We start from the raw sequence: 26,710 nt of genomic DNA, 5'->3' as shown, positions 1-26,710 counted from the left end.
GGTCACGGCGCGAGAGTGGTCCGCATGAACACAGACCGGATCGAAGCCCTCATCGGACTGCTCGCGACCTTCGGACTCCTGGTCCTGATGGCGCTCCCCTCGGCCCTCGGCGTCGTGCGCGACAAGCGCATCGACCGCCAGATCCGGCGGGCGCAGCGGGAACACGCGGACCAGGAGTCCCGTGAGGCCCTGAAGCGACAGGAGCCTCAGAAGTCCTCGTCCAGGTCGACGGTGCCCTCCACCGCCACCTGGTACGCCGACGGACGCCGCTCGAAGAAGTTGGTCAGCTCCTGAACCCCCTGGAGCTCCATGAAGGAGAAGGGGTTCTCCGAGCCGTACACCGGGGCGAAGCCGAGCCGGGCCAGACGCTGGTCGGCGACGCACTCCAGGTACTGCCGCATGGAGTCGGTGTTCATGCCCGGGAGGCCGTCACCGCAGAGGTCGCGCGCGAACTGCAGCTCGGCCTCGACGGCCTCCCGCAGCATGTCGGTGACCTGTTGCTCCAGCTGGTCGTCGAAGAGGTCCGGCTCCTCCTCGCGGACGGTGTCCACCACGTCGAACGCGAACGACATGTGCATCGTCTCGTCGCGGAACACCCAGTTGGTGCCGGTGGCCAGACCGTGCAGCAGGCCCCGGCTGCGGAACCAGTAGACGTAGGCGAAGGCGCCGTAGAAGAAGAGGCCCTCGATGCAGGCGGCGAAGCAGATCAGGTTCAGCAGGAACCGCCGCCGGTCCGCCCTGGTCTCCAGCCGGTCCAGCTTCTCGACCGAGTCCATCCACTTGAAGCAGAACTCCGCCTTCTCGCGGATGGAGGGGATGTTCTCCACCGCCGCGAAGGCCGCCGCCCGGTCGTCCGGATCGGGCAGGTAGGTGTCCAGCAGTGTCAGGTAGAACTGGACGTGCACGGCCTCCTCGAACAGCTGGCGCGACAGGTACAGGCGCGCCTCCGGGGAGTTGATGTGCTTGTAGAGGGTGAGCACCAGGTTGTTGGCGACGATCGAGTCGCCGGTGGCGAAGAAGGCCACCAGACGGCCGATGAGGTGCTGCTCGCCCGGGGTGAGCCGGGCGAGGTCGGCGACGTCCGAGTGGAGGTCGACCTCCTCCACGTGCCAGGTGTTCTTGATGGCGTCCCGGTAGCGCTCGTAGAAGTCCGGGTAGCGCATGGGACGCAGGGTCAGTTCGAAGCCCGGGTCGAGCAGGTTCTGGGTGCGGTCGGTGGTGGTCATCACTGGCAGGCCTCGCAGGACTCGGGGTTTTCCAGGGAGCAGGCGACGGCGTCGGGGTCGGCCGTCTGCTGGGCGGGGACGGGGGCCTCGGCACGCGTCTGGCCCTGGGCGGCGCGGGCGATCCGGGTCGCCGGGCGCGAGCGCAGGTAGTACGTCGTCTTCAGGCCCTGCTTCCAGGCGTACGCGTACATCGAGGAGAGCTTGCCGATGGTCGGCGTCTCCATGAACAGGTTCAGCGACTGCGCCTGGTCCAGGAACGGGGTGCGGGCGGCGGCCATGTCGATCAGGCCGCGCTGCGGGATCTCCCACGCCGTGCGGTACAGCGCCCGCACGTCGGCCGGGATCCACGCGAAGTCCTGCACCGAGCCGTTGGAGTCGCGCAGCGCCTCGCGGGTGCGGGCGTCCCACACGCCGAGCGCCTTCAGGTCGCTGACCAGGTAGGAGTTGACCTGGAGGAACTCGCCGGAGAGCGTCTCGCGCTTGAACAGGTTCGACACCTGGGGCTCGATGCACTCGTAGACGCCGGCGATCGAGGCGATGGTGGCGGTCGGCGCGATCGCCAGCAGCAGCGAGTTGCGCATGCCGACGGCCGCGATCCGCTCGCGCAGCGCCGTCCACCGCTCGGGCCAGGCCGGGGACACGTCGTAGTGGTCGGGGTGCAGCACGCCCCGGGCGGCGCGGGTCTTCTCCCACGCCGGCAGCGGCCCGTGCCGCTCGGCGAGGTCGGCGGAGGCCTCGTAGGCGGCGAGCATGATCCGCTCGGCGATCCGCGTGGACAGGGCCTTGGCCTCGGCCGAGTCGAAGGGCAGGCGCAGCTTGAAGAAGACGTCCTGGAGGCCCATGACGCCCAGGCCCACCGGCCGCCAGCGGGCGTTGGAGCGGCCCGCCTGCTCGGTCGGGTAGAAGTTGATGTCGACCACGCGGTCCAGGAAGGTCACGGCGGTGCGGACGGTCTCGTCCAGCCGCTCCCAGTCGATGTCCCCGTCGCGCGCGAACGCGCCGAGGTTGACCGACCCCAGGTTGCACACCGCGGTCTCGCCGTCGTCGGTGACCTCCAGGATCTCCGTGCACAGGTTCGAGGAGTGAATCACGTGGCCCGGCTCGGCCGTCTGGTTGGCGGTGCGGTTGGCGGCGTCCTTGAACGTCATCCAGCCGTTGCCGGTCTGCGCCAGGGTGCGCATCATCCGGCCGTACAGCTCGCGGGCCGGCATCGTCTTCCTGGCCAGGCCCTTGGCCTCGGCCGCGCGGTAGGCGGCGTCGAACTCCCCGCCCCACAGGTCCACCAGCTCGGGCACGTCCGAGGGGGAGAACAGCGACCACTGCCCGTCGGCGTTCACGCGGCGCATGAACTCGTCCGGGACCCAGTGCGCGAGGTTGAGGTTGTGGGTGCGGCGCGCGTCCTCGCCGGTGTTGTCCCGCAGCTCCAGGAACTCCTCGATGTCCGAGTGCCAGGTCTCCAGGTACACCGCGGCCGCGCCCTTGCGCCGGCCGCCCTGGTTCACGGCGGCCACCGAGGCGTCCAGGGTCTTCAGGAACGGCACGATGCCGTTGGAGTGGCCGTTGGTGCCGCGGATCAGCGAACCCCGGGAGCGGATGCGGGAGTAGGCGAGGCCGATGCCGCCGGCGTGCTTGGAGAGGCGGGCGACCTGGTGGTAGCGGTCGTAGATGCTGTCCAGCTCGTCCTGCGGGGAGTCGAGCAGGTAGCAGGACGACATCTGGGGGTGCCGCGTGCCGGAGTTGAAGAGCGTGGGGGAGGAGGGGAGGTAGTCGAGGCGGCTCATGAGCCCGTAGAGCGCCGTGACCTCGTCCACCGCGTGGTCGGTGGCGTCCTGCGCCAGACCGCTCGCCACCCGCAGCATGAAGTGCTGGGGGGTCTCGATCACCTTGCGGGTGATCGGGTGCCGCAGCAGGTAGCGGCTGTGCAGGGTGCGCAGGCCGAAGTAGCCGAAGCGGTCGTCGGCGGCCGGGTCCACGGCCGCGTCCAGTCGCTCGGCGTGCAGCCGCACGAACTCGGCGGTGCGGTCCGCGATCAGCCCCTCGCGGTGGCCCACGGCGACCGACTCGGTGAAGCGGGTGACTCCCTGCGAGGCTGCCTCGGCGCGGATGGCGAGGGTCAGCAGCCTGGCCGCCAGCCGTGAGTAGGCGGGGTCCTCGGAGATGAGCCCGGCGGACGCCTCGGTGGCCAGCTCCCGCAGCTCGGCCGCGTCGGCCCGCGCGGAGCGGCCGCGCAGCGCGGCGGCGGCGACCCGGCCGGGGTCGGCGTCGGGGAGATCGGCGGTCAGCTCGGTCAGGGTCCGCAGCAGCGCGGTTCCGGGACCGTCGGTCTCCAGGCGGTCGACGACTGAAGCCGGATCCGCAGGCGCGATGGTCACTTGGGGCTCTCCCTCGCTCGGCACGGGGCCTCGCCGAGGGCATGCGGCAGTACACGAGCGCACGCGGCGTCGCGTCCACCGGCCCATTCCACGAGGCCCGGACGTCAGGCGCCCGGGCCGGACGGCCGGGCGCACTGTCGGCAGGTCCTCGGACTGACGCTCGTACACGGCCATAAGGGCATACGTGTATGAGTACACCGTTGCGGGACAGTTCCGGATTCGCACCGGATTCCCCTGCGACGACAGCGAGCACGAGCATACATCTTGTGCCGGGTGAGGAAGCCACCCCCATATCTAGTGTCGTGGCGACTGCGTAGCGTGTCAGAGCGTCAACGCGTAGGTGAGCAGGGAGAGGTCCAGGAGGTCCGGCAGGGGGTTCCAGTCGCGCTCCGGGGTGCGCACGAAGCCCAGGCGCTCGTAGAGGCGGTGGGCGGCGTGCATCGTGGGCTGGGTGGACAGGATCAGGCGCACACACCCTTCGGTGGCCCGCGCACGGTCCGCACAGGCCCGCACGAGCGCTTCCCCGACGCCCCGGCCGCGCGCCGCGTGATCGACCGCGAGCATCCGGATCTCGGCCTCGCCGGGCCCGGCTATGTCGGCCATCGGGCCGCCGGACGGGACGAAGGCGACCCCGCCGAGCACTTCGCCGTCCCGCACGGCCACCAGCACCTCGGCCGCGGCGGCGCGCTTGGCCACGTCCCGCAGCTCCCCGAGGTACTCGTCGTCGTCCCCGAAGTCCAGCAGTCCGTCCCGCAGATAGGCCTGCGCGGTGATCTCCCCGACCACTTCGTACTCCGCGGGCTCGGCCCGCCGCACCACGATGTCCATGGGGGGAGTCTGCCGCAGGGGCGGGGCGACGGGCCGCCGGTTTTCCCGGCCGTGCGGGCCGCCGGGGAGGCGGTGGCACAGGGACGGCGAGGACCGCCGGAGGGGTCGCGGGCACGGCGAAGGGCCGCCGGGGGAGGCTCCGGCGGCCCTTCGGGTGCGCGCAGGGGTCAGTGGGCGCTGCCGGCCGTGGCCGGGGGCAGCTCCACCGCGACGCCGGGGTCGCCCGCGTCCTTGACGTAGTCCTCCGGGCTGGTCTCGTCCACGCCCTCGGGGGCCTTAAGAGCCCTGAGGACGAAGGTGAGGACCACCGCCACGACCACGTTCAGCGCGAACGCCGTCATGCCGATGTAGCCGATCTCGCCGATGCCCGGGATCTCCTTGGCCGAGCCGCCGAAGTGCTTCTGCGTCGGCGAGGCGACCCCGTAGGCCGCCACCGTGCCGTAGACCATGCCGACCGCCCAGCCGGCGAGCAGCGCCCAGCGGTGGAACCAGCGGGTGAACAGGCCGCCCACCAGCGCCGGGAAGGTCTGAAGTATCCAGATGCCGCCCAGCAGCTGGAAGTTGATGGCGACCGTCTTGTCCATCGTCAGGACGAAGACCAGCGCGCCCACCTTCACCAGCAGCGAGACGATCTTGGAGACCCGGGTCTCCTCCTTGGCCGTCGCGTCCGGCTTGATGAAGTCCTTGTAGATGTTGCGGGTGAACAGGTTCGCCGCCGCGATCGACATGATCGCCGCCGGCACCAGCGCGCCGATCCCGATGGCGGCGAAGGCCACGCCCGTGAACCAGTCCGGGAACATGTCCTCGAACAGCTGCGGAATCGCCAGCTGCCCGTTGGTCACCTTCACGCCCGCCGCGATCGCCATGAAGCCCAGCAGCCCCAGCAGCCCCAGCATCAGCGAGTACAGCGGCAGGATCGTGGTGTTGCGGCGGATCACCTCACGGCTGCGTGAGGACAGCGTCGCGGTGATCGAGTGCGGGTACATGAACAGCGCGAGCGCGGAACCGAGGGCGAGCGTGGCGTACGTCCACTGGTTCGCCTCGCCGGGCACGACCGCGCCGCGCGGTTTGCCGGTGGCCGGGTTGGTCTGCGCGAAGGCGTCGCCGGCCTTGGCGAAGATGTCGTCGAAGCCGCCCAGCTTGATCGGGATGTAGATGATCGCGACCGCGATGACGATGTAGATGAGCGCGTCCTTCACGAACGCGATCAGTGCCGGTGCGCGCAGACCCGACGAGTACGTGTACGCGGCCAGCACGCCGAAGGCGATCAGCAGCGGCAGGTCCTTGACGAACCAGTTGGTGTTCTCGCCGCCGCCCACGCCCATCACGTCCAGCACCGCCTGGATGCCGACGAGCTGGAGCGCGATGTAGGGCATCGTGGCGAGGATGCCGGTGAGCGCCACCGCCAGCGACAGTCCCTTGGAGCCGAACCGCCCGCGCACGAAGTCGGAGGTCGTCACGTACCCGTGCCGGTGCGACACCGACCACAGGCGTGGCAGGAACGTGAAGATCAGCGGGTAGACCAGGATCGTGTACGGCACCGCGAAGAAGCCGGCCGCGCCGGTCGCGTAGATCGCCGCGGGCACGGCCACGAAGGTGTACGCCGTGTACAGGTCCCCGCCGAGCAGGAACCAGGTGATCCAGGTGCCGAACGACCGGCCGCCCAGGCCCCATTCGTCCAGGCTGTGCTCGTTCTCCGCGCGGCGCCAGCGGGCGGCGAGGAATCCCATCGCGGTGACCAGGACGAAGAAGAAGATGAAGACGCCGAGCGCGACGCCGTTGACGCCGTCCTTCACTTGGCCGCACCGTCCTTCCGGGCCGCGCGGGCGCGCTGGTCATGCTGCCAGAGCCGGTACGCGATCACCGTGAGGACCGTGGACAGCACCACCCACAGCATCTGGTACCAGTAGAAGAACGGGACGCCGACGAACGTGGGGTCGGTCTTGGCGTACGAACCGACCCAGAGCATCGCCACGAACGGGGCGACGAGGCACAGGCCGATGACGACCCGCACGGGCGTCACCGCCCCTCTGCCGACTCCTGAGGCATCTGACATGTGCGGCTCCGTCCCCTCGCTGACCACTGACCATCGGTGCAATGCGCAGGCAATCTAGGTCACGGTGCCGCGGGAACGGAACCCCTTGTCCGCATACCGGTTGACGGCCCCCGGCGGGGCCGGGCCGGTCGGGGACCTCAGTCCATGGGGCGCTTGAGCCGCGCGACGAACTTGTAGCGGTCGCCGCGGTAGACCGAGCGCACCCACTCCACCGGCTCGCCGCCGCGGTCCAGCGAGTGACGGGACAGCAGCAGCATCGGCAGGCCCACGTCAGTGCCGAGCAGCCCGGCCTCGCGCGGGGTGGCCAGCGAGGTCTCGATGGTCTCCTCGGCCTCGGCGAGATGGACGTCGTAGACCTCGGCGAGGGCGGTGTAGAGGGAGGTGTACTTCACCAGGCTGCGGCGCAGCGCCGGGAAGCGCTTGGCCGACAGGTGGGTGGTCTCGATCGCCATGGGCTCGCCGTTGGCCATGCGCAGCCGCTCGATGCGCAGCACCCGGCCGCCGGCCGTGATGTCGAGCAGCTCGGCGAGCCGGTCGTCGGCGGTGATGTAGCCGATGTCCAGCAGCTGCGACGTCGGCTCCAGGCCCTGGGCGCGCATGTCCTCCGTGTAGGAGGTGAGTTGCAGCGCCTGGGAGACCTTCGGCTTGGCGACGAAGGTGCCCTTGCCCTGGATGCGCTCCAGCCGGCCCTCGACCACCAGCTCCTGGAGCGCCTGGCGCACGGTGGTGCGCGAGGTGTCGAACTCGGCCGCCAGCGTGCGCTCCGGCGGCACCGGCGTCCCCGGAGCCTGCGTCTGGGTCATGTCGAGCAGATGCTTCTTCAGACGGTAGTACTTGGGCACGCGTGCGGTACGGACAGTCGCCCCACCCTCGTTCTCCGCACTGCTGACGTCGGTGCTCATGCTCCGCCTTCCCGGCTCAGGTGCCGAAGCGACCGACATCACCATCGGCCACGGCTCACATCGTGGCACGGCTTCTTGTGCCGGGTGCTCACCCGCACGCTCCGTGATCTCCTCTGTATACCGCCGTGACCCAGGCTGGTCTAGTCCAACGTCCGTCATGAGGACAGCGGCCCGGGGGAGCGGGGCGTGCGGCGGGCGCGGCCGGTGCGGCCCGCCCGGCGGCGACGGACGGCGGACGCGGACGCCGGTCCGTCGGCGCGGTACCGCGCCCGCGCCCCTCCGGTCAGCTCAGATGCCCTGCCAGTGGGGCTTGTTCGCATAGGTGTGGCGGAAGTAGTCGGCGAGCTTCAGCTTGCCGGCGGCGGCCTCGTCCACCACGACCGTGGCGTGCGGGTGCAGCTGGAGCGCCGAGGCCGGGCAGATCGCCGCGACCGGACCCTCCACGGTCGCGGCGACCGCGTCCGCCTTGCCCTCGCCGGTGGCCAGCAGCACCAGGTGCCGGGCTTCCAGGATGGTGCCGATGCCCTGGGTGATGACGTGGTGCGGCACCTGGTCGACGTCGCCGTCGAAGAAGCGCGCGTTGTCCACCCGGGTCTGCTCGGTCAGCGTCTTGATCCGCGTCCGCGAGGCGAGCGAGGAGCACGGCTCGTTGAACCCGATGTGCCCGTCCGTGCCGATGCCGAGCAGCTGGAGGTCGACACCGCCGGCCTGGGCCAGCGTCCGGTCGTACGCCTCGCAGGCCGCCTGGACGTCCTCGGCGGTGCCGTCCGGCCCGAGGAACGCCTCCATCGGGATCCCCAGCGGCTCCAGCACCTCGCGGCGCAGCACGGAGCGGTACGACTCGGGGTGGTCGGCGGGCAGTCCGACGTACTCGTCGAGCTGGGCGATCCGCGCCCGCGAGGTGTCGGCCGCGCCGGAGCGCACCTTCGCCGCCAGCGCCTCGTAGACGGGGAGCGGGGTGGAACCCGTGGCCACGCCGAGCAGTGCGTCGGGCTTGCGCCGCAGCAGCCGCGCCATGGCCTCGGCGATGAGCTCGCCGCCCGCTGCGGCGTCCGGAACGATGACAACTTCCACGCTGGGCCTGCCGATCTGAGGAGAGCCGAGGAGAGGACCTGACCCGGTACGAGGGGCCTGTGGTTTAGACCAATCTAGCAGAACGGCCCTTGCGGGGCGCGGGCTCCGGAGGTCCGCCGCGCGGTTCCCGCCGCATGCCGCGCGGCTTCCGCCATACGCCGATCAAGGCGCCCCACCGCGCCCCGCCCGCGCTCTCACGCGCCGCCCGCGATCCCATCCGCCGTCCATGGCCGCACGCGCCGCACGTGTCCGTACGCCTCCCCTCGCCCCGGGGCCGCATGCTCGGCCTCACGCGCCGTGCACGCCCACATGCGGTGTGCGTGCGCGACAGGCGTGCGACGGCGCGAGAAGGGCGCGGCCGGGGGCACTCGGCGAAATTGCCGCCGTCAAGCGGCCCCGTGGCGGGGTCGCGCGGGCTAGGCTGCTGTCCGGTGACGCTCGGCGTCCGGCCGGACGGTTCCGGCCCCACCGGTCCGTCCGCTCGGCGAGAAAGGACGACGAACACCCTCCCCGCTCATGGACAGGCGCAGTGGTCTAGTCCAGAATCGAGGAGACGTCCCTCGAACAGCGGAACCCGCGCGCGCCACCCGCGGCGAGCGACAGACGACCGACAGACGAGCGACACACAGAACGTACGAGCCTCCGTCCTCCCCGCACAGGAGGACGGACCGAGGAACCGGTGCTCTCTGCCCTGACTGCTCCGGCTCCTCATCCTTCGGCCGACCGGGACCGCACACCCCACGGCCGATATTGCTCCGGGCTGCGGTGCCGGGAGGGTTGAGGGTCCCTCCCAGGCGCCGCGGCCCGCGGGTGTCTGCGGGGCCGTATGCCGGCCGGGGCGCGAGGTCCCGGCGCCGGACGCAGAGGCCGCGCCACCGGATATTTCGAGACCGTACAAACGCCCGGGTACGCTCGCAGACGTGCCCTCCATGAACGAACTCGTACGCCAGCACACCGCGCTCGACGACTCCGACCTCGAGTGGCTCCATCTGCTGGTCTCGGAGTGGCAGCTGCTCTCCGACCTCTCCTTCGCCGACCTGGTCCTGTGGGTCCCCACCCTGGACGGCACCCGCTACGTCTCGGTCGCCCAGATGCGCCCGAACACCGGCCCGACCTCCTACCAGGACGACATGGTCGGCCACCTCGTGCCGCGCGGCCGCCGCCCGATGCTGGACGCGGCGCTCGACGAGGGCCGGATCGTGCGCGAGGGCGACCCGGAGTGGCGCGAGGAGGTCCCGGTCCGCGTCGAGTCCATCCCGGTCCGGCGCGAGGGCCGCGTGCTCGGCGTCATCGCGCGCAACACCAATCTGCTCACCGTGCGCACCCCGAGCCGGCTGGAGCTGACGTATCTCCAGAGCGCCTCCGACCTGGCGCAGATGATCGCCGCAGGAACGTTCCCCTTCCCGGACCAGCAGGTCGACATGGACGCCTCCCCGCGCGTCGGCGACGGACTGATCCGGCTGGACGCCGACGGCATCGTCCACTACGCCTCGCCGAACGCCCTGTCCGCCTACCACCGCCTCGGCCTCGCCTCCGACCTCGTCGGCCACCACCTCGGCGAGGCCACGGCCGAACTCGCCCCGTCGCGCGCCCCGGTGGACGAGGCGCTGGTGAAGCTGGCCAGCGGCTGGGCGCCGCGCGAGTTCGAGATCGAGGCCAGTGACGGGGTGATCCAGTTCCGGGCCATCCCGCTCAAACCCAAGGGCACCCGCATCGGTTCGCTGGTGCTGCTCCGCGACGTCACCGAACTGCGCCGCCGCGAGCGGGAGTTGATCACCAAGGACGCGACGATCCGGGAGATCCACCACCGGGTCAAGAACAACCTCCAGACGGTGGCGGCGCTGTTGCGCCTCCAGGCCAGGCGGATCGGCTCCGAGCGCGGACGCGAGGCCCTGGAGGAGGCCGTGCGCCGGGTCGGGTCGATCGCCATCGTGCATGAGACGCTGTCTCAGAACCTGGATGAGCGGGTGGAGTTCGACGAGATCGCCGACCGGGTGCTGGCGATGGTCGCCGAGATCTCGCCGGGCAAGGTGACCGGCCGGCGCACCGGCCGGTTCGGCATCCTGGACGCCGAGGTCGCCACCCCGCTGTCGATGGTGCTCACCGAGATCCTCCAGAATGCCCTGGAGCACGGTTTCCGGGAGGGCGACACCGGCACGGTCGAGGTCTCCGCGGTCCGCGGCGGCACCTCGCGCGAGTGCCGTCTGCTGGTCACCGTCCAGGACGACGGGGTCGGACTGCCCGAGGGCTTCGACCCGCACCGCTCCGGCAATCTCGGCCTCCAGATCGTACGGACCCTGGTCGAGGGCGAGTTGGGCGGAAGCTTCGACATGGTCCCGGCCCCGGACCGCGGTACGCGGGTGATCCTCGACCTCCCGGTCCAGGCCCACAAGTAGCCGCCTGGCGCGGTGAGATCCCCGGGCCGGGCGGCAACTCGGGTCCGCGCGCGGCCTCCGGGCCGGAACGCGGCCTCCGGGCCGGGAGCACAGCAAAGAGCCCCGGACCTCGAAAGGTCCGGGGCTAGTCGCTTCGTGCTTCCCCTGTCGGCGGGCGCCTCCACTCGAAGAGCGGGGGCCACCGGGGGGTACTGCGCGCTGCGGCTCGGGGGCGGGAGATGCGTACTCGCTGTACGCGCCGCCAAGCTCAGGCTGTCAGCGGGGTGGCTGTGGTCAGGCGGAGGCCTGACGGGCCCGGTTGCGGGCGGCGCGGCGCTTCATCGCGCGGCGCTCGTCCTCGCTGAGACCACCCCAGACGCCGGAGTCCTGACCGGACTCGAGCGCCCACTGCAGACACTGCTCGATCACCGGGCAGCGACGGCAGACGGCCTTGGCTTCCTCGATCTGCAGCAGCGCAGGACCGGTGTTGCCGATGGGGAAGAAGAGCTCGGGGTCTTCCTCGCGGCAAACGGCGTTGTGACGCCAGTCCATGGCTGCTACCTCTCCTTGGTATTACGTGCAAGTTGCTTGTGAATGTGAACGCTTTCACGAATCCCTCAACAAGTGAAGGGCCGACCGTCAGGTTTCCCTGGCGTGGTCCTGTGGTGTGAAGAGGGGTTCCGGCGATCTCTGGGGCCCGTGTGGTGGGCCGCCCCGATCGCCATGTAGAGACTCGCAAACCTCGGCGACGGATACAACCCCTTCCGGAAAGTTTTTTTTGATTCCTCGGTGTCGACTAGGTCACAGCCGTACTTCCATGGGGTGGACCCTGGCCTAAACGTTCGAGTGAAAGGACTTTCGGCCCTTCCACTCACACAATCACACGCAGTGCACGGCGTACGCCTGTGAACGTCACGCTCGTTCGCAGTCCCAGGTGGTCGCCATCCATCTGGAGGGGGAGCGGCACCTTCGAATGCAAGGTGAAGCGGCTCAGATCGTGCAGTGACAGAGCGTGCCGGCCCTGGGGTCCGCGCTCCGGGGACGAAGTGAGCAACTGCGTGCCATACCGGGCGACCGCGGCCGTCGAGAGCCGGCTCAGCCCGAGGACGTCGAGTCCCGTGTCGAACGAGGCCTTGGGCGACGTGTACATCGGGCGATTGCCCAGATACGTCCACGGCGACGTGTTCGAGACTATGGCGACCACCAGATCGGTGGCCGGGTCCTCGCCGTCCCGCTCCAGGGTGATCGTGCCGTGCCGGCGGTTCGGCTCGCCGAGGAACTGGCGGACGACCTGCCGCACGTACAGCGCGTGGGTGGACCTCTTGCCGCGCTCGCGCTGCTGCTCGACCCGGCCGACGACGCCCGCGTCGAAGCCGAGGCCGGCGTTGAAGGTGAACCAGCGCTCGGGCACGGCCGCGTCCTCGGTGCCCGGCGTCCCGGAGGCCAGGCCCAGTCCGACCGTGCGCTCGCTGCCGTCCCGCAGGCCGTCCAGGATCGCCCCGGTGGCCTCCACCGCGTCGTTGGGCAGCCCCAGGGCGCGGGCGAAGACGTTGGTGGAACCGCCCGGCACCACGGCGAGGCGGGGGAGCCGCTCGGGGGCGGGGCCGCGGTGCAGCAGACCGTTGACCACCTCGTTGACCGTGCCGTCGCCGCCGAGGGCCACCACCAGGTCGATCTCGTCGCTGTCCGCGGCCTGCCGGCCGAGGTCGCGCGCGTGGCCGCGGTACTCGGTGGTGACCGCCTCCAGCTTCATCTCGCTGGCGAGCGCGTGGATCAGGACGTCGCGCGTACGTGCGCTTGTGGTGGTTGCCGCCGGATTGACCACGAGAAGTGCACGCATGGGTTGCAGGGTACCTACTGGGTAGTACTCCGCCCAGGCCGAGGTAGGGAACGGGTAAGAGGAAGGGGCGTGACCCTGGACACGGCGGCGCGGCCCGCGCGGCCCGCGCCCGGGCACCGAAGGCTACCCTTCAGGGGTGAGCAGTGAGCAGAAATCCGTTTCCGGCACCGTCGGCACCACGAACCCGGCGGACCCCGCGGGGTCACGCCCGCGGCGGCTGACGTACGCGGCGGCGCTGTGCGGGCTGGAGGCGCTCGCGCTGCTCGCCGGCGGGGTCTGGATGCTCGTCCTCGGCATCACGGGCGACGGCGACGACCGGCAGCAGGCCGTCACCGGTGGGATCACCGTGCTCGTGCTCGCGCTGCTGCCGCTGCTGGCCGCCCGGGGGCTGCTGCTGCGGCGCGGCTGGAGCCGCGGACCGGCCGTCATCACCCAGATCATGGCGCTGCCCGTCGCCTACAACCTGCTCAAGGCGGACGGCATGGCCGTCCCGGCGGGCATCGCGCTCGCGGCGGTCGCGGTGACCTCGCTGGTCCTGCTCGTCAACCCGGCGACGACCCTGGCCCTCGGCATCAAGGGCCCGGGCCGCACGCAGGAGAGCGACCGACGCCGCTAGGGCGTGTTTCGAAACTCCCGTCTGGCCCGCGACGTCTGACACGGTGCCTCGCCGCGTTGCCGGGGTCTCCGCGTACGCCCGGTACGCAGGCGACCCTCGGCCCTGCGATGCACCGCACCTGACCGGACGCCGCGGGCCCCGCCCTTCGGGCCGACGACGCCGCTTTCGAAGCGCGCCCCGGCGGCCGACGACGTCACGGCCGCTGGGCCGTGTTCCCCGCAGGGGTGGTTGAGGGGTGCGTCCCCTGCAAGGGGGCCGGGAAGGCCGCGCCCGCGTGCGGGTCGCCGGGAGGGCCGCGTCCCCGCGGGGGTGGCTGGTGGGTTTCCGTACGCCGCCGAGCGGCCGAGGGGGCGGACCCCGCTGGGCGGCCGCAGGCACCGTACGACTGTGCAGCACCCTGCGAAGCCACCCGCACGACGCCCCTCCGGCGGTCCCGGGACCCGAGACCGCGGGACGCGCCTCCGGCGACCTGCCGCGTCGGTCCGTGCCCCGGTGATCCAGCGACCTACCGGCTCTGTGGGCAGCCCCGCGCGGGTGCGTCCGCGCCGTCGGCGGCCGTCAGGCCTCACGCCGACGGTGTCACTCCTCAACCAGCAGCTTCTCCCGCAGCTGGGCCAGGGTGCGGGCCAGCAGCCGGGAGACGTGCATCTGCGAGATGCCGACCTCCTGCGCGATCTGCGACTGGGTCATGTTGCCGAAGAACCGCAGCAGCAGGATCCGCTTCTCGCGCGGCGGGAGATCCTCCAGCAGCGGCTTCAGCGACTCGCGGTACTCCACCCCCTCCAGTGCCTCGTCCTCCGCACCGAGGGTGTCCGCGACGGCCGGGGACTCGTCGTCCGTGTCGGGGACGTCCAGGGACAGCGTGGAGTAGGCGTTGGCCGACTCCAGGCCCTCCAGGACCTCCTCCTCGGAGATGGCGAGCTTTTCCGCCAGCTCGTGCACCGTGGGGGAGCGGCCGTGCAGCTGGGACAGCTCGGCGGTCGCCGTGGTGAGCGCCAGCCGCAGCTCCTGGAGCCGGCGCGGCACCCGCACCGCCCACCCCTTGTCACGGAAGTGCCGCTTGATCTCGCCGACGACCGTCGGGGTCGCGTACGTCGAGAACTCCACGCCGCGGTCCGGGTCGAAGCGGTCGACCGACTTGATCAGGCCGATGGTGGCGACCTGGGTGAGGTCGTCCAGCGGCTCCCCGCGGTTGCGGAATCGGCGCGCGAGATGCTCGACGAGCGGAAGGTGCATCCGGACCAGCTGGTTGCGCAACTCGGCGTACTGCGGGCTGCCCTCCTTCAGGGCGCGCAGCTCCACGAACATCGCGCGTGCGCCACTGCGGTCGTGCGCGTCGTGGTGCGTGCCGTGCACGCTGGGCACGCTCGGTGTGCCGTCCTCGGAGTTCCGCTCGTGCTCGCTCATCGTCCCGCCCGTCGCCCTTCCCCGAGCCCTCGCCTCCTCCCCCGCCTTCGGCGTGGCGTGGGTGGCGGGGCCCCTCCGGCCCGCGGAGGCCCCGCCGCGCACCGGCGGCGGCGCGCCCCGTACGGCGTCGTCCGGACGCTCGCCCGCGGCAGCGGTGCCCGCGGTCTCGTCGTCCGGGTGCGGCCTGGCCTGCTCGGGGATGCCGTCGATGCCCGCGGCCGGCCGCGCGCTCCCCGCCGGACCGCCCGGACCGCCTCCGGCCGGGGCCCCGGCCCCGTCCGCGCGGGGCGGCGACCCGCCCTCGGCCGGCAGTTCCCGTGCGCCGCGCTCTTCGTCCCGCACCGGCCCGTCCCCGTTCCTCACGCCGGCCCGGGTCCCGCGCCGCGCTGTTTGTAGAGGCTGATCGACACGGTCTTGTCCTCGTCCACCGCGGAGGAGACCTTGCCCGCGAGCGCGGACAGGACGGTCCAGGCGAAGGTGTCCCGCGAGGGCGCGTGGCCGTCCGTGGTGGGGGCCGAGACGGTGACTTCCAGCGAGTCGTCGACCAGCCGGAAGACGCAGCTGAGCACCGAGCCGGGCACGGCCTGCTGGAGCAGGATCGCGCAGGCCTCGTCCACCGCGATGCGCAGGTCCTCGATCTCGTCCAGGGTGAAGTCCAAACGGGCCGCGAGGCCGGCCGTGGCCGTCCGCAGCACCGACAGGTAGGCACCCGCAGCCGGCAGCCGGACCTCCACGAAGTCCTGGTTCGCCGCGGGCTCGCCTGCGATCTGGGACACCCTCACCTCCAAGGTGGTACAAGCATTTACGGGGCCGAGGGTCGCCCCCCGGGTCACGCGACGCGTGGTTCAGCGGTGACGCTACCGCGCTCTCGACATTACTGTCCCTGGGACCCCAACCCCTGCTGTCACTCATAGTAAACGCACGGATACGCTCCGTGTCTAGGGGTTCGGCGGGCTCAAATGGGAACAGCGCGCGCCGGGTTGACGTACCCAGGCGTCAGAGCCCCGAACCGTCCGGAACCCCGGTCACACGAGTACGTGGTCCACGAAGCACCAGCGCCAGTCCTCGCCCGGCTCGAACGTCCGCATCACCGGGTGCCCGGTGTCCTTGTGGTGCTTGGTGGCGTGCTGATTCGGCGAGGAGTCGCAGCACCCTACGTGGCCGCAGGTCAGGCACAGTCGCAGCTGCACCGGGTGCGTGCCCTCGGCGAGGCACTCCAGGCACGTCTCGCTGCGGGGTTCGGGCTCCGGGTTCGGCAGCGCGCCGGTGTGCGTGCACTGTTTCATGATTGCCAGATTACGACGTCCGCACCCGCGACCACGTGGAACGGGCGGACGGAACGAGACGACGATGGGCGGGCGAGGACGATGGACGTGATGCCGCTGCTGTTGCTGGTGGCGGGCAGCGCCGCGGTGGCCGGGGCCGCCCGGCGCACCCCGGTGCCCGCGCCGCTGCTGCTGGTCGCCGCCGGACTGGCGGTCTCCTACGTCCCCGGGGTGCCCGACTACGCCCTGGACCCCGAGGTCGTCCTGCCGTTGCTGCTGCCCCCGCTGCTGTACACGTCGGCCATCGACAGCTCGTATCTGGACCTGCGCGCACAGGTGCGACCCGTGGCGCTGCTCTCGGTCGGCTACGTGCTCTTCGCGACCTTCGTGGTCGGCTGGGCCGCCTATCTGATCGTGCCGGACCTGCCGCTGACCGCCGCCCTGGTGCTGGGCGCCGTGGTGGCACCGCCGGACGCGGTCGCGGCGACGGCCGTGGCCCGCCGGGTCGGACTGCCCTCGCGGATCACCACGGTCCTCCAGGGCGAGTCCCTGCTGAACGACGCCACCGCGATCACCGCCTACAAGGTCGCCCTGGCCGCGGCGGTCGGCGAGGGCGCGACCTGGGCCGGGGGAGTGGAGGAGTTCCTGGTCGCGGCGGTCGGCGGCGTCGGCGTCGGCCTGGTGCTGATGGCCCCCCTGCACTGGCTGCGCACCCATCTGAGGGAGGCGCTGCTCCAGAACAGCCTCTCCCTGCTGATCCCGTTCGTCGCCTACGGCGTCGCCGAACAGGTGCACGCCTCGGGTGTGCTCGCGGTCGTCACCGTCGCCCTCTACCTCGGGCACCGCGCGTGGGAGGTCGACTTCGCCACCCGCCTCCAGGAGGAGGCCGTGTGGAAGATGGTGGCCTTCGTCCTGGAGTCCGCGGTCTTCGCCCTCATCGGCCTCCAGCTGCCGGTCGTCGTCCGCGGCCTCGACACGTACTCCGGCGCCGACGCCGTCCTGTACGCGGTCGTCCTCTTCCTGGTGGTCGTCGCGGCCCGGTTCGTCTGGGTGTACCCGGCGACGTTCCTGCCCCGGCTGCTGTCCCGGCGGGTGCGCGAGCGGGAGGAGAACCCCACCTGGAGGGGCGCCATGGTCACCGCGTGGGCCGGCATGCGGGGCGTGGTGTCGCTGGCCATCGCCTTCTCCATCCCGGTCACGGTGCACGGCGGCGGCCCCTTCCCGCAGCGCAACCTGCTGCTCTTCCTGACCTTCACCACCGTCATCGGCACCCTCGTCGTCCAGGGCCTGACCCTGCCCCCGCTGATCCGCCTGCTGAAGTTCCCCGGCCGCGACGCGCAGGCCGCCACCCTCGCCGAGGCGAACGCCCAGGCCCAGGCCTCCCTGGCCGCCGAGCGGCGCCTGGAGGAACTGCTCGCCGACGAGCGCAACAGCCTGCCCCCGCCGCTGGCCGAACGCCTCCGCGCGGTCCTGGAGCGCCGCCGCAACGCCGTCTGGGAACGCCTCGGCCAGACCAACCCGGTCACCGGGGAATCGGTCGACGACACCTACCGCCGGCTGTCCAGGGACATGATCGGCGCCGAACGGGAGGTGTTCGTACGTCTGCGGGACGGCCGCTACATCGACGACGAGATGCTGCGCACGCTGCTGCGCCGCCTGGACCTTGAGGAGGCGGCGGTCTACCGGGAGACGGCGTAGGGGCCGCCCGCGGCGGGTGAGCCGGTCGGGTCGGGGGTGACGGGTTCCGTGGCGAGGCGCCTCAGGGCTGGTCCGGGAAGGGGCGGCCCGTGACGACCGCCGCGACCGTCGTCCCGCGCGGGAAGGCGTCCTCGGCTGCCAGGGCGACCAGCGCGTACAGCAGCTTGGCGACGTAGAGGCGTTCGACCGGGACGCCGTGGCGGGCGGAGAAGTCCACGGCGAAGGCCTCCAGCTCGGGCGTCGTGCGGGCGTACCCGCCGAAGTGGAACCGCTCGTCCAGCGACCACGTGCCCCGGCGCGCGCCGAAGGCCTCCTGCTGTAGGGCCTGTATCTCCTCGCCCAGGAAGCCGCCCTTGAGGACCGGTACGCCGAGGGCGCGCCGGCCCGGTGGCAGACCGGCGGCCAGGCCGGCCAGGGTGCCGCCGGTGCCGCAGGCCACGGCCGCCACATCGGCGTGCGCGCCGAGTTCCGCGCCGAGGGCCCGGCAGCCGCGCACCGCGAGCGCGTTGCTTCCGCCCTCCGGCACGACATGGGCGTCCCGCGCGCCGACCGCCTCCAGCAGCGCCGCCAGCGTCTCCGGCTCGGCCTTGCGGCGGTACGTCGAGCGCTCCACGAAGTGCAGCCGCATCCCGTCGGCCGCGCACCGGGCCAGGGACGGGTTGAGCGGACGGCCGGCCAGCTCGTGGCCGCGCACCACGCCGACGGTGGGCAGCCCGAGCAGCCGGCCCGCGGCGGCGGTGGCGCGCAGATGGTTGGAGTACGCGCCGCCGAAGGTGACGACCGTCCGGCCGGCCGCGGCCTCCAGGTTCGGGGCGAGCTTGCGCCACTTGTTGCCGACCAGCTCCGGGTGGATCAGGTCGTCCCGCTTGAGCAGCAGCCGCAGTCCGCGCCGGGTGAAGCGGTCGTCGGCCAGCTCCTGCAGCGGCGACGGCAGCCGGGGGGTCGGTGCGGCGGGGCCGGGGGCGGCGGAGCTGGTCACCGGCCCATTGTCCCGGAGCGGGCAGGGGAGCGCACGGGGCGGCGCAGCGGCGCAGGGACCGGGCCGGACCACCGCCTTTGCCCGGCCCGGCGGTGATCCATTCCCGCTCTTTCGTGTAATAGCACCGACACGGTGCGTGATGGAAGGGTGGCGCATGCAAGTCGATGCGGGCGCCGATCGAGCGCCTGGCATGATCGGGAGGGCAATTCTCTATGTCGGTAGGCGAAGAGGTCCGTGCGGCGCAGGGCCGGCCGCAGCAGAGCCTCGGCACGGCGGCCGCGCGGAACCTGGCCACCACCACCAAGTCCGTACCCCAGATGCAGGAGATCAGCTCGCGCTGGCTGCTGCGCATGCTGCCCTGGGTCGATGTGCAGGGCGGCACCTACCGGGTGAACCGGCGGCTCACCTACGCCGTCGGCGACGGCAGGATCACCTTCGTCAAGACGGGCGAGCGCGTCGAGGTGATCCCCGCCGAACTCGGCGAACTGCCCGCACTGCGGGGGTACGAGGACGACGACGTGCTCTCCGAACTCGCCTCGCGCTGCCGGCAGCGCGAGATCGGCGCCGGCCAGGTGATCGCCTCGTTCGGCAACCAGCTGGAGGAGGTCTACCTCCTCGTCCACGGCCGCGCCGAGAAGGTCGGCACCGGCCCCTACGGCGACGACCAGGTCCTCGGCATCCTCGCCGACGGCGCCTACTTCGGCGAGCACGCGCTCCTGGACTCCGACGCGATCTGGGAGTACACGGTCCGCGCGGACACCACCTGCACCGTCCTCGTCCTGTCCCGGCACGACTTCGAGCAGGTCTCCGAGCGCGCCGCCTCGCTGCGCGACCACCTCAGGCGGCTGCGCTCGATCCCCGGTCAGCGCACCAACAAGTACGGCGAGAAGGAGGTCGACCTCGCCGCGGGCCACAGCGGCGAGCCGGACATCCCGCACACCTTCGTCGACTACGAGGCCCGGCCCCGCGAGTACGAACTGAGCATCGCCCAGACCGTGCTGCGCATCCACACCCGCGTGGCCGACCTCTACAACCAGCCGATGAACCAGACCGAGCAGCAGCTCCGGCTGACCGTCGAGGCGCTGAAGGAGCGCCAGGAGCACGAGCTGATCAACAACCGTGACTTCGGCCTGCTCCACAACTGCGAGTACGACCAGCGGATCCAGCCGCACGACGGCGTGCCGAGCCCCGACGACATGGACGAGCTGCTCAGCCGGCGTCGCGGCACCAAGCTCTTCCTCGCCCACCCGCGCGCCATCGCCGCGTTCGGCCGCGAGCTGAACAAGCGGGGCCTGGTGCCCGAGACCATCGACATGGGCGGCAACCGCATCCCCACCTGGCGCGGAGTGCCCATCTTCCCGTCCAACAAGATCCCGGTCACGGAGGCCCGGACCAGTTCCATCATCGCCATGCGTCTGGGCGAGGAGGACCAGGGCGTCATCGGGCTGCGCGCCCAGGGCATCCCGGACGAGATCGAGCCGAGCCTGTCCGTGCGGTTCATGGGCATCAACGAGCAGGCGATCATCAAGTACCTGGTGACCTCGTACTTCTCGGCGGCCGTGCTGGTCCCGGACGCGCTGGGCGTCCTGGAGAACATCGAGGTCGGCCGTTGGCGCTGACGCTCCCCGCCGGCCCGCGGTGTCCCCGCCCGCCGCTCCGGGTAGGACACCACGGGGGCAGGGACCCGGTACCGGCAGCGCAGCCACCAGTGTTCGCGGACTCTCCGAGGGGGAGCGGATGGCCGAGTTCATGACGGAGACGACACCGCGACCGCCCGGTGGCCTGGGCGATGTGACGCCGGCGCGGCCGGCGGGGACGGCGCCCGTGCCGTTCCCCCGGCCCGCCACCGGCCCCGACGGCGTAGCGGCCGGTGCGTCCGACGGGCTCGACGCGGCGGTGATCCTGGACCGGGCCCGCGTGTCCGTCGACCCGGAACTTCGTTCGGCGGTCGCCTCGTTGCCCTCGTCCTTGTGCCGGATCGCGAGCTATCACTTCGGATGGGAGCACGCCGACGGCACCCCTGCCACGGGGAACGCGGGCAAGGCGATCCGCCCGGCGCTGGTCCTGACGGCCGCCCACGCGATCGGCGGGGCGCGGGGTCGGGCGGCCGCGGTCCGGGCGGCCGCGGCGGTGGAACTGGTCCACAACTTCACGCTGTTGCACGACGACGTGATGGACCGGGACACCACCCGGCGGCACCGGCCCACCGTGTGGACGGTGTTCGGCGACGCCGACGCCATCCTCGCCGGCGACGCCCTTCACGCGCTCGCCCTGCGGCTGCTCGCCGAGGACCCGCACCCGGCCGCCCCGGCCGCCGCCGCCCGGCTCGCCGCGTGCGTGGTGGAGCTGTGCGCGGGCCAGCGCGCGGACACGGCACTGGAGAGCCGGGCGCCGACGGAGGTGACGCTCGCCGAAGTGCTCGCCATGGCCGAGGCCAAGACGGGCGCGCTGCTCGGCTGTGCGTGCGCCGTCGGCGGGCTGTACGCGGGGGCGGCCGAGGACGAGGTGCGCGCGCTGGACGCCTTCGGTCGACAGGCCGGGCTCGCGTTCCAGCTCATCGACGACGTGATCGGCATATGGGGCGACCCGGAGCGCACCGGCAAGCCCGCGGGCGCCGATCTCGCCGCCCGCAAGAAGTCCCTTCCGGTGGTCGCCGCACTCACCTCCGCCACCCCGGCGGCCGCCGAACTCGCCGAGCTGTACGCCCGGCCGCACCAGGAAGGGGAGGAGGAGCGCGCCACGCTGGCGGTGGAGCGGGCGGGCGGCCGGGACTGGGCCCAGTCCCAGGCGGCCGACCGGATGGCCCAGGCGGTCCAGGAACTGTCCCGGGCGATCCCGGACCCCGCCGCGGCGGGGGGCCTGTTGGCCCTGGCCGAGTTCGTGACCAGACGCACCAGCTGACGCCGGCGCCGGCATCCACACCGGCGCCGGGTGACGGCACAACTCCACAGCGCCGCGACTCCGCGAGTCCGGAACTCCACAGGGAATCCCCGGGGCGGGGACGGAGCTTCCCATGGAGGAACCGGAGGGGCGGACGCAGACCCCGGAGTCGCCGGGTCCGTACGGCTCCTGACCCCGTGCGGACCTTGGCGGCTTCGGCCCGGCGGGTCCCGCACTTCCCCACGGTGTGCGGGGCCCGCCACTCCTCACCCGGACCGTCCTCCGAGTACGCTCGACTCCCGTTGCTTCCGGAGAAGTCAGAGGGTGGAGGGGCGGAAGATGGGCGTGGCGATTCGGGTGGCGGGCACGGACGACCGGGAGTTGATCGTGCGGCTGCTGGACGAGGCGTTCCAGGACGACCCGGTGAGCGGCTGGGTCTTCCCCGGTGAGGAGTACCGCCGCACGACCCACCACCGGCTGATGGCCGCCTTCACCGACATCGTCCTCGCCGTGGGCCGGATCGATGTCACCGAGGACGGCTCGGCGTGCGCGCTCTGGCTGTCCGTACCGGCCGACGGCCACGAGGGCCCGGACGAAGGCGGCTCGGCCGCCGCGCCGGAAGGCGCCGGCGGGTTGGAGGGGGCCGACGAGGCGGTGCGGATGCGGGAGGCCGTCGACCCGGCGAACCCCCGGGTCGAGGAGATCGCCCGGCTGCTGGCCGAGTCGCACCCGGCCGGCCGTGCCCACGAGTACCTGTGGATGATCGGCGTCGCTCCGGAGCGGCAGGGCGAGGGGCTGGGCGGCGCGCTGATCCGGCATGTTCTCGACCGGTGCGACCGGAAGGGTCTTCCGGCCTATCTGGAGGCCAGCAGCACGCGCAGCACCAAGCTGTACGAGCGGCTGGGTTTCACGTTCACCGACCGCACCCTCGATCTCCCCGACGGCCCCCGGATGTGGCCCATGTGGCGTGAACCCCTCACCGATCCCGCGCCCACGGCGGACGCGGCGAGGCCTCTCGGGAGCTGACCGCCGCCTCAGCCCCGCCCGGCGGCGGTCAGTCCGCCCGTCTCCGGGTCCCGCCCGGTCAGGCAGTACAGTCCGCCCGCCGGGTCGCGCAGCACGGTTCAGCGCGGACGGTCGGCCACATGGGTGGCGCCCAGCCGCTCGTGGTCCGCGCGGGTGGCGGCGATGTCCGCGCAGGCGAGGTCGAGATGGGCGCCGGCGGGCCGTTCCCCGTCCAGGCGTTGCAGCAGGACGCGGACCGGCAGGCCGGGCGGCGGCGTGAGGACGTGGAACTCGGGCCGGGAACCGGGCCGCGACTCCCAGTCGGCCAGCAGCGCGCCCCAGAAGGCGACTTCGGCGGCGAAGGCGGAGGGCGGGACGTCCAGGCACACCTGGTCGAGTCGGCCGCCGCGGACGACGGGCGGACGTACGGACTCCCCGCCCCAGGGCACCGCGCAGGACAACCGCCCACCGGGCGACCGCGGTACGGCCCTCTCCTCGTGTTCGGCGACGACCGCGGCCCCGAGCCGCACCGCCGCCGTCATCAGCCCGCGGACGTCCTCGCCGACGAGATCGAGACGCGCGCCACCGTCCCCCGATCCGACGGCCTGCGCCTTGACACACGGATCGGCGCCGTCCGGGAGCAGAGTGGTGAACTCACCGTCGTCACCACGACGTTCGGACAACCGGGTGTCCGTGACAGCCGTCCAGAACTCCAGCGCGCGGGCGAACCGCGCGGCGGGCCGGTCGACGAAGGCGTAGGTCCAGCGGATGCTCATGCGCCGATCGCAGGCCGCCGAACCGACGGCCCCCCGACCGCGCCGGACGCTCTTGACCGCCGCATCGCGGCGGCTCTCCGGAAGATCTCCCGGAACGAGCCGAGGTCCGGCCGTGAGCTACGGCCGGACCTCTCTCGTGGACGCTCCCACCGGGGCGTCGCGCCCCGGTGGGAGCCGCCGCGTCGAAGCCTGGGGTTCAGGCCTTCTTGGTCTCCCAGAAGATCTTGTCGATCTCGGCGATGAGATCCAGGGCCTTCTGGCCCGTCGCCGGGTCGGTGGAGGCCTTGGCGGCGGAGAGGGCCTTCAGCGTGTCGTTGACCAGCTGGTGCAGCTGCGGGTACTTCTCGAAGTGCGGGGCCTTGAAGTAGTCGCTCCACAGCACCGAGACGTGGTGCTTGGCCAGCTCGGCGCGCTGCTCCTTGATGACAATGGCACGCGCCTGGAAGTGCGGGTCGTCGTTGGCGGCCATCTTCTCCTGGACGGCCTTCACCGACTCCGCCTCGATGCGGGCCTGGGCCGGGTCGTACACGCCGCAGGGCAGGTCGCAGTGCGCGCTGACCTTGACCTTGGGGGCAAACAGGCGGGAAAGCATGGAGCATTCCTTCCTCGTGATCGTCTTCTCAGGTGGGACATTACTCCCTGCAAGGCGTGATTTCTCGGGTGCCCCCTTGGGCTTAGGACAAAAGTCCAGGGTCAGACTGAGACTGGTGGACGAACGGACCGGGGAGGTGCCGGGGATGCCGGAGCTGTCGCAGGAGACCGAGCGCGGGGCCGCCGTACTGCCTTTCGGGCTGGCCGAGGTGACCGGGCCGTCCATGGTGCCGACGCTGTACCACGGCGACCGGCTCCTGGTGCGGTACGGGGCCCGCATCCGGCCGGGTGACGTGGTCGTCCTGCGCCATCCGTTCCAGCAGGACCTGCTGGTCGTCAAGCGGGCCGCGGAACGGCGCGAGGGCGGCTGGTGGGTGCTCGCGGACAACACGTACGCCGGGGGCGACAGCACCGACTACGGCACCGTCCCCGAGGAGCTGGTGCTCGGGAAGGTGTGGTTCCGTTACCGGCCGCGGCGGCCCGGTCAGCGCTCCGGACCCGCGCTGGCGCGCTGGGCGCTGTCGGCCGCCAGGCCCGTGTTCGCCGACCGGTCGGCCTCCAGGCGCTTGCGGGCGCGGTAGGCGGCCACGTTGGCCCGGGTGGCGCAGCGGTCGGAGCAGTAGCGGCGTGAGCGGTTGGTGGAGGTGTCGAGGTAGGCGTTGCGGCAGGGCGCGGCCTCGCACAGGCCGAGCCGGTCCACGCCGTACTCCGTCAGATGGAAGGCCAGGCCCATGGCGGCGATCGCCGCGTAGCCGGCCGTGGCGTTCGACGGGTGGTCGGCCAGGTGCATGTGCCACAGCGGGCGGCCGTCCTCGTCCCGGTAGTCGTGTCCGGAGATCTGTGGGCTCACCGGGAACTCCAGCAGCAGGGAGTTCAGCAGCGCCACCGCCAGGGTCTCGTCGCCCTGGTCGGCCGCCTCGAAGACCGCCCGCAGCCGGGCCCGCACCGAGCGGAAGCGCGTCACGTCGGCCTCGGTGGCGCGGCGGGCCGCCGAGCCGTTCGCGCCGAACAGGTCCCGTACCGCCTCCACCGACGTCAGGGTGTCCTTCCCCCGGGCCGGTTCCTCGGTGTTGACGAGACGGACGGCGTAGTCCGAGTAATAGGCCAGTTCCACTTGTAGTCCTTACCGGTGTGCCCTATGGTCGTGGGCACGACCTTGTAACAGACGGTCGTGCTTCCAGGGTATTACGCGGCCTACGTCAGGGAGGGCGACGATGACGGACACGCACAGGGACCTCACCGCTGCGGGAACCGACTGGCAGGCCTGGCAGCAGAGCTGGGACCGGCAGCAGGAGTGGTACATGCCGGACCGGGAGGACCGCTTCCGGGTCATGCTCGACATGGTGGAGGCCCTCGTCGGCACCGCCCCGCGCGTCCTCGACCTCGCCTGCGGCACCGGCACCATCACCGCCCGCCTGCTCGCCCGCTTCCCCGGCGCCACCAGCACCGGCGTCGACCTCGATCCGGCGCTGCTCGCCATCGCCCGCGGCACGTTCGGGGGCGACGAGCGGGTCTCCTTCGTCACCGCCGACCTGAAGGACCCCGACTGGACGGCGAAGCTGCCGCACGACTCCTACGACGCCGTCCTGACCGCGACGGCCCTGCACTGGCTGCACTGCGAACCCCTCGCGGCCCTGTACGGATCGATCGCGGACCTCGTCCGCGACGGCGGCGTCTTCATGAACGCGGACCACATGATCGACGAGACCACCCCGCGGATCAACGCCGCCGAGCGCGCGCAGCGGCACGCCCGCATGGACCAGGCCAGGGACGGGGGCGCGCTGGACTGGGCCGAGTGGTGGCAGCTGGCCGCGCAGGACCCGGTGCTGGCCGAGCCGACCGCCCGCCGGTTCGAGATCTACGGCGAGCACGCCGACGGCGACATGCCCTCGCCCGCCTGGCACGCGCGCGTGCTGCGCGAGAAGGGATTCGCGGAGGCCCGCCCGGTGTGGTGCTCCCCGTCGGACACGCTGCTCCTGGCGCTGAAGTAGCCGACCACGGCGTAAGGGGCGGTACGGGAATCCCGTACCGCCCCTTCGCGCGCCGGCCGGGGCTACAGCACCTTCGACAGGAACGACTGGGTGCGCTCGTGCTGCGGGTTGGTCAGGACGTCGCGCGGGTGGCCGGACTCGACCACCACGCCGTCGTCCATGAAGACGAGGTTGTCGCCCACCTCGCGGGCGAAGCCCATCTCATGGGTGACGACGACCATCGTCATGCCGGACTCGGCGAGGTCGCGCATGACGTCGAGGACGTCGCCGACCAGTTCCGGGTCGAGCGCCGAGGTCGGCTCGTCGAAGAGCATCAGCTTGGGGTCCATGGCCAGGGCGCGGGCGATCGCCACCCGCTGCTGCTGGCCGCCGGACAGCTGCGAGGGGTAGTGGCCGGCGCGTTCGGCCAGCCCCACCCGCTCCAGCAGGCTCATCGCCCGCTCCCGGGCCTCGGCCCGGCTCGTGCCCTTGACCTGGACCGGCGCCTCCATGACGTTCTCGACGGCCGTCATGTGCGGGAACAGGTTGAAGCGCTGGAAGACCATGCCGATGTCGCGGCGCTTCATGGCGACCTCGCGGTCGCGCAGCTCGTAGAGCTTGTCGCCGTGCTGGCGGTAGCCGACGAGGTCGCCGTCCACGTACAGCCGGCCCGCGTTGATCTTCTCCAGGTGGTTGATGCACCTCAGGAAGGTCGACTTGCCCGAGCCGGAGGGGCCGATGAGGCAGAACACCTCGCCCGGCTTCACCTCCAGGTCGATGCCCTTGAGCACCTCCACCTGGCCGAAGGACTTGTGCACGCCCTCCGCCTTGACCATCGCGACGGTGGTGT

25 protein-coding genes, 1 pseudogene and 1 riboswitch are annotated in these 26,710 nt (G+C 71.8%); of the genes and pseudogenes, 9 read left to right on the top strand and 17 right to left on the bottom strand.

What is annotated here, in order from left to right; all coding sequences use genetic code 11:
• Nucleotides 1-24: 24 nt before the first annotated feature.
• Nucleotides 25-294: a hypothetical protein gene (locus tag AB0N63_RS08370; protein WP_365525855.1), complete on the top strand. Its 270-nt coding sequence runs from the start codon at nt 25-27 to the stop codon at nt 292-294.
• Here AB0N63_RS08370 and AB0N63_RS08365 read toward each other — a convergent pair.
• The 7 genes from AB0N63_RS08365 to nagB form a co-directional block, all read right to left on the bottom strand.
• Entirely contained in the window at nt 207-1,226 is a 1,020-nt protein-coding gene (locus AB0N63_RS08365; RefSeq protein WP_365525852.1) for a ribonucleotide-diphosphate reductase subunit beta, read from the bottom strand. The genes AB0N63_RS08370 and AB0N63_RS08365 overlap by 88 nt on opposite strands.
• Nucleotides 1,226-3,598: a ribonucleoside-diphosphate reductase subunit alpha gene (locus tag AB0N63_RS08360; protein WP_365525849.1), complete on the bottom strand. Its 2,373-nt coding sequence runs from the start codon at nt 3,596-3,598 to the stop codon at nt 1,226-1,228. Before AB0N63_RS08360 ends, AB0N63_RS08365 begins: the two co-directional genes overlap by 1 nt.
• Before the next feature lie 121 nt (nt 3,599-3,719).
• Nucleotides 3,720-3,874: riboswitch (cobalamin riboswitch) on the bottom strand.
• A gap of 45 nt (nt 3,875-3,919) precedes the next feature.
• A complete protein-coding gene (locus tag AB0N63_RS08355) occupies nt 3,920-4,426 on the bottom strand; it encodes a GNAT family N-acetyltransferase (RefSeq protein ID WP_365525846.1) in 507 nt (168 codons plus the stop codon).
• Nucleotides 4,427-4,593: 167 nt separating this feature from the next.
• On the bottom strand, nt 4,594-6,222 hold the full coding sequence (gene mctP / locus AB0N63_RS08350) for a monocarboxylate uptake permease MctP (RefSeq protein ID WP_365525843.1): 1,629 nt from the start codon (nt 6,220-6,222) through the stop codon (nt 4,594-4,596).
• Nucleotides 6,219-6,482: a DUF3311 domain-containing protein gene (locus AB0N63_RS08345; RefSeq protein WP_365525840.1), complete on the bottom strand. Its 264-nt coding sequence runs from the start codon at nt 6,480-6,482 to the stop codon at nt 6,219-6,221. Before AB0N63_RS08345 ends, mctP begins: the two co-directional genes overlap by 4 nt.
• A 137-nt stretch (nt 6,483-6,619) precedes the next feature.
• Nucleotides 6,620-7,384 carry a GntR family transcriptional regulator gene (locus AB0N63_RS08340; RefSeq protein ID WP_009190560.1) on the bottom strand — a complete coding sequence of 255 codons (765 nt, stop codon included), beginning with the start codon at nt 7,382-7,384 and terminating at the stop codon, nt 6,620-6,622.
• Nucleotides 7,385-7,672: 288 nt separating this feature from the next.
• A complete protein-coding gene (nagB, locus tag AB0N63_RS08335; RefSeq protein WP_365525837.1) occupies nt 7,673-8,458 on the bottom strand; it encodes a glucosamine-6-phosphate deaminase in 786 nt (261 codons plus the stop codon).
• A 929-nt stretch (nt 8,459-9,387) separates the two neighbouring features.
• Between nagB and AB0N63_RS08330 the strand changes: the two genes are divergently transcribed.
• Nucleotides 9,388-10,854 carry a PAS domain-containing sensor histidine kinase gene (locus tag AB0N63_RS08330; RefSeq protein WP_365526418.1) on the top strand — a complete coding sequence of 489 codons (1,467 nt, stop codon included), beginning with the start codon at nt 9,388-9,390 and terminating at the stop codon, nt 10,852-10,854.
• Between the two features lie 273 nt (nt 10,855-11,127).
• Here the strand turns inward: AB0N63_RS08330 and AB0N63_RS08325 are convergent, their stop codons facing one another.
• Together AB0N63_RS08325 and AB0N63_RS08320 are read right to left on the bottom strand one after the other, a co-directional pair.
• Nucleotides 11,128-11,385 carry a WhiB family transcriptional regulator gene (locus AB0N63_RS08325; RefSeq protein WP_003992873.1) on the bottom strand — a complete coding sequence of 86 codons (258 nt, stop codon included), beginning with the start codon at nt 11,383-11,385 and terminating at the stop codon, nt 11,128-11,130.
• 319 nt (nt 11,386-11,704) lie between these two features.
• Complete coding sequence (locus AB0N63_RS08320; protein WP_365525834.1) at nt 11,705-12,673, bottom strand: diacylglycerol kinase family protein; 969 nt, start codon at nt 12,671-12,673, stop codon at nt 11,705-11,707.
• Nucleotides 12,674-12,809: 136 nt separating this feature from the next.
• Between AB0N63_RS08320 and AB0N63_RS08315 the strand changes: the two genes are divergently transcribed.
• Nucleotides 12,810-13,289, top strand: coding sequence for a hypothetical protein (locus AB0N63_RS08315; RefSeq protein ID WP_365525831.1), 480 nt, complete (start codon nt 12,810-12,812; stop codon nt 13,287-13,289).
• A gap of 579 nt (nt 13,290-13,868) precedes the next feature.
• Here AB0N63_RS08315 and AB0N63_RS08310 read toward each other — a convergent pair.
• From AB0N63_RS08310 to AB0N63_RS08300, 3 genes are all read right to left on the bottom strand, one after another.
• Nucleotides 13,869-15,038: an RNA polymerase sigma factor SigF gene (locus AB0N63_RS08310; RefSeq protein ID WP_365525828.1), complete on the bottom strand. Its 1,170-nt coding sequence runs from the start codon at nt 15,036-15,038 to the stop codon at nt 13,869-13,871.
• A 17-nt stretch (nt 15,039-15,055) separates the two neighbouring features.
• Entirely contained in the window at nt 15,056-15,472 is a 417-nt protein-coding gene (locus tag AB0N63_RS08305) for an anti-sigma regulatory factor (RefSeq protein WP_009190566.1), read from the bottom strand.
• 249 nt (nt 15,473-15,721) lie between these two features.
• The gene (locus AB0N63_RS08300; RefSeq protein ID WP_365525825.1) at nt 15,722-15,982 is read right to left on the bottom strand and encodes a UBP-type zinc finger domain-containing protein; all 261 of its coding nucleotides are present in this window, start codon (nt 15,980-15,982) and stop codon (nt 15,722-15,724) included.
• Nucleotides 15,983-16,063: 81 nt separating this feature from the next.
• Here AB0N63_RS08300 and AB0N63_RS08295 point away from each other — a divergent pair, with 81 nt between their 5' ends.
• A complete protein-coding gene (locus tag AB0N63_RS08295; RefSeq protein WP_365525822.1) occupies nt 16,064-17,659 on the top strand; it encodes a Na+/H+ antiporter in 1,596 nt (531 codons plus the stop codon).
• A gap of 61 nt (nt 17,660-17,720) precedes the next feature.
• Here the strand turns inward: AB0N63_RS08295 and AB0N63_RS08290 are convergent, their stop codons facing one another.
• Nucleotides 17,721-18,638, bottom strand: coding sequence for a pyridoxal-phosphate dependent enzyme (locus AB0N63_RS08290; RefSeq protein WP_365525819.1), 918 nt, complete (start codon nt 18,636-18,638; stop codon nt 17,721-17,723).
• Between the two features lie 212 nt (nt 18,639-18,850).
• Between AB0N63_RS08290 and AB0N63_RS08285 the strand changes: the two genes are divergently transcribed.
• The 3 genes from AB0N63_RS08285 (at nt 18,851) to AB0N63_RS08275 (ending at nt 22,544) form a co-directional block, all read left to right on the top strand.
• A complete protein-coding gene (locus tag AB0N63_RS08285) occupies nt 18,851-20,257 on the top strand; it encodes a family 2B encapsulin nanocompartment shell protein (RefSeq protein ID WP_365525816.1) in 1,407 nt (468 codons plus the stop codon).
• A gap of 118 nt (nt 20,258-20,375) precedes the next feature.
• Entirely contained in the window at nt 20,376-21,539 is a 1,164-nt protein-coding gene (locus AB0N63_RS08280) for a family 2 encapsulin nanocompartment cargo protein polyprenyl transferase (RefSeq protein WP_365525814.1), read from the top strand.
• 318 nt (nt 21,540-21,857) lie between these two features.
• Nucleotides 21,858-22,544, top strand: coding sequence for a GNAT family N-acetyltransferase (locus AB0N63_RS08275; protein ID WP_365525811.1), 687 nt, complete (start codon nt 21,858-21,860; stop codon nt 22,542-22,544).
• Nucleotides 22,545-22,552: 8 nt separating this feature from the next.
• Here the strand turns inward: AB0N63_RS08275 and AB0N63_RS08270 are convergent.
• Nucleotides 22,553-23,299 (bottom strand): annotated as a pseudogene (locus AB0N63_RS08270) (VOC family protein).
• A gap of 196 nt (nt 23,300-23,495) precedes the next feature.
• Nucleotides 23,496-23,891: a superoxide dismutase, Ni gene (gene sodN / locus AB0N63_RS08265; protein ID WP_019980405.1), complete on the bottom strand. Its 396-nt coding sequence runs from the start codon at nt 23,889-23,891 to the stop codon at nt 23,496-23,498.
• 145 nt (nt 23,892-24,036) lie between these two features.
• On the opposite strand from sodN, the gene sodX reads away from it, so the two are divergent.
• A complete protein-coding gene (sodX, locus tag AB0N63_RS08260; protein WP_365526416.1) occupies nt 24,037-24,471 on the top strand; it encodes a nickel-type superoxide dismutase maturation protease in 435 nt (144 codons plus the stop codon).
• Here the strand turns inward: sodX and AB0N63_RS08255 are convergent.
• A complete protein-coding gene (locus AB0N63_RS08255; protein ID WP_365525807.1) occupies nt 24,375-25,004 on the bottom strand; it encodes a CGNR zinc finger domain-containing protein in 630 nt (209 codons plus the stop codon). The two genes, sodX and AB0N63_RS08255, sit on opposite strands and share 97 nt — an antisense overlap.
• A 100-nt stretch (nt 25,005-25,104) precedes the next feature.
• Here AB0N63_RS08255 and AB0N63_RS08250 point away from each other — a divergent pair, with 100 nt between their 5' ends.
• A complete protein-coding gene (locus AB0N63_RS08250; protein WP_365525805.1) occupies nt 25,105-25,881 on the top strand; it encodes a class I SAM-dependent methyltransferase in 777 nt (258 codons plus the stop codon).
• Nucleotides 25,882-25,943: 62 nt separating this feature from the next.
• Here the strand turns inward: AB0N63_RS08250 and AB0N63_RS08245 are convergent, their stop codons facing one another.
• Complete coding sequence (locus AB0N63_RS08245; RefSeq protein ID WP_365526414.1) at nt 25,944-26,696, bottom strand: amino acid ABC transporter ATP-binding protein; 753 nt, start codon at nt 26,694-26,696, stop codon at nt 25,944-25,946.
• Between the last annotated feature and the right edge of the window lie 14 nt (nt 26,697-26,710).

The sequence above is a fragment of the Streptomyces sp. NPDC093260 genome, from assembly GCF_040683715.1.
GTDB lineage: Bacteria > Actinomycetota > Actinomycetes > Streptomycetales > Streptomycetaceae > Streptomyces > Streptomyces sennicomposti.
The sequence above is the reverse complement of the archived record's forward strand: the minus strand, read 5'-3'. Positions and strand labels throughout refer to the sequence as shown.

What these genes read in the sequence shown, in the direction of transcription:
- AB0N63_RS08365 (WP_365525852.1), bottom strand. Translation starts at nt 1,226, where the DNA reads ATGACCACCACCGACCGCACCCAGAACCTGCTCGACCCGGGCTTCGAA.
- AB0N63_RS08325 (WP_003992873.1), bottom strand. Translation starts at nt 11,385, where the DNA reads ATGGACTGGCGTCACAACGCCGTTTGCCGCGAGGAAGACCCCGAGCTC.
- sodN (WP_019980405.1), bottom strand. Translation starts at nt 23,891, where the DNA reads ATGCTTTCCCGCCTGTTTGCCCCCAAGGTCAAGGTCAGCGCGCACTGC.
- AB0N63_RS08355 (WP_365525846.1), bottom strand. Translation starts at nt 4,426, where the DNA reads ATGGACATCGTGGTGCGGCGGGCCGAGCCCGCGGAGTACGAAGTGGTC.
- AB0N63_RS08275 (WP_365525811.1), top strand. Translation starts at nt 21,858, where the DNA reads ATGGGCGTGGCGATTCGGGTGGCGGGCACGGACGACCGGGAGTTGATC.
- AB0N63_RS08295 (WP_365525822.1), top strand. Translation starts at nt 16,064, where the DNA reads ATGGACGTGATGCCGCTGCTGTTGCTGGTGGCGGGCAGCGCCGCGGTG.
- AB0N63_RS08330 (WP_365526418.1), top strand. Translation starts at nt 9,388, where the DNA reads ATGAACGAACTCGTACGCCAGCACACCGCGCTCGACGACTCCGACCTC.
- AB0N63_RS08345 (WP_365525840.1), bottom strand. Translation starts at nt 6,482, where the DNA reads ATGTCAGATGCCTCAGGAGTCGGCAGAGGGGCGGTGACGCCCGTGCGG.
- AB0N63_RS08285 (WP_365525816.1), top strand. Translation starts at nt 18,851, where the DNA reads ATGTCGGTAGGCGAAGAGGTCCGTGCGGCGCAGGGCCGGCCGCAGCAG.
- AB0N63_RS08340 (WP_009190560.1), bottom strand. Translation starts at nt 7,384, where the DNA reads ATGAGCACCGACGTCAGCAGTGCGGAGAACGAGGGTGGGGCGACTGTC.
- sodX (WP_365526416.1), top strand. Translation starts at nt 24,037, where the DNA reads ATGCCGGAGCTGTCGCAGGAGACCGAGCGCGGGGCCGCCGTACTGCCT.
- AB0N63_RS08370 (WP_365525855.1), top strand. Translation starts at nt 25, where the DNA reads ATGAACACAGACCGGATCGAAGCCCTCATCGGACTGCTCGCGACCTTC.
- AB0N63_RS08320 (WP_365525834.1), bottom strand. Translation starts at nt 12,673, where the DNA reads ATGCGTGCACTTCTCGTGGTCAATCCGGCGGCAACCACCACAAGCGCA.
- AB0N63_RS08250 (WP_365525805.1), top strand. Translation starts at nt 25,105, where the DNA reads ATGACGGACACGCACAGGGACCTCACCGCTGCGGGAACCGACTGGCAG.
- AB0N63_RS08300 (WP_365525825.1), bottom strand. Translation starts at nt 15,982, where the DNA reads ATGAAACAGTGCACGCACACCGGCGCGCTGCCGAACCCGGAGCCCGAA.
- AB0N63_RS08280 (WP_365525814.1), top strand. Translation starts at nt 20,376, where the DNA reads ATGGCCGAGTTCATGACGGAGACGACACCGCGACCGCCCGGTGGCCTG.
- AB0N63_RS08245 (WP_365526414.1), bottom strand. Translation starts at nt 26,696, where the DNA reads ATGGTCAAGGCGGAGGGCGTGCACAAGTCCTTCGGCCAGGTGGAGGTG.